General features: G+C 51.8%; 2 rRNA genes. Both read right to left on the bottom strand.

Features of this window, described 5'->3' with window-relative positions:
* Nucleotides 1-24: 24 nt before the first annotated feature.
* Nucleotides 25-137, bottom strand: a 5S ribosomal RNA gene (rrf, locus tag PCO31010_RS26500).
* A 132-nt stretch (nucleotides 138-269) separates the two neighbouring features.
* A 23S ribosomal RNA gene (locus tag PCO31010_RS26495) occupies nucleotides 270-1,033 on the bottom strand; the annotation flags it as partial.

The following is a 1,033-nucleotide window of genomic DNA, read 5'->3' as shown; positions in this document are numbered from 1 at the left end:
TGTAGCAAGGGGTTTTTAAGGGGAGCCTGACGATTACCTACTTTCACACGGGTATCCGCACTATCATCGGCGTGGAGTCGTTTCACGGTCCTGTTCGGGATGGGAAGGGGTGGTTCCAACTCGCTATGGTCATCAGGCTTAACTTGTATGTTCTGCTGACCTGAGGTCAACAAAACCAATTCGGAAGAAGCGTAGTACAACAACTATTGTGGGTTGTGAGTTGTATCGGCACATTGCGATACTCACACCAGGAAAAACACACTGGTTATAGGATCAAGCCTTACGGGCAATTAGTATCAGTTAGCTTAACGCATTACTGCGCTTCCACACCTGACCTATCAACGTCCTGGTCTTGAACGACCCTTCAAAGGAATCGAGTTCCTAGGGAAGTCTCATCTTAAGGCGAGTTTCCCGCTTAGATGCTTTCAGCGGTTATCTCTTCCGAACATAGCTACCCGGCGATGCCACTGGCGTGACAACCGGTACACCAGAGGTTCGTCCACTCCGGTCCTCTCGTACTAGGAGCAGCCCCCTTCAAACTTCCAACGCCCACGGCAGATAGGGACCAAACTGTCTCACGACGTTTTAAACCCAGCTCACGTACCTCTTTAAATGGCGAACAGCCATACCCTTGGGACCGGCTACAGCCCCAGGATGAGATGAGCCGACATCGAGGTGCCAAACACCGCCGTCGATATGAACTCTTGGGCGGTATCAGCCTGTTATCCCCAGAGTACCTTTTATCCGTTGAGCGATGGCCCTTCCATACAGAACCACCGGATCACTATGACCTGCTTTCGCACCTGCTCGACTTGTCAGTCTCGCAGTTAAGCACGCTTTTGCCATTGCACTATCAGCACGATTTCCGACCGTACCTAGCGTACCTTCGTACTCCTCCGTTACACTTTGGGAGGAGACCGCCCCAGTCAAACTGCCTACCATGCACTGTCCCCGATCCGGATTACGGACCTAGGTTAGAACCTCAAACAAGCCAGGGTGGTATTTCAAGGACGGCTCCACAGAAACTAGCGTT

The sequence above is a fragment of the Pandoraea commovens genome, from assembly GCF_902459615.1.
Taxonomy (GTDB): Bacteria; Pseudomonadota; Gammaproteobacteria; order Burkholderiales; family Burkholderiaceae; genus Pandoraea; species Pandoraea commovens.
This window is presented reverse-complemented; position numbering and strand designations above follow the sequence as displayed.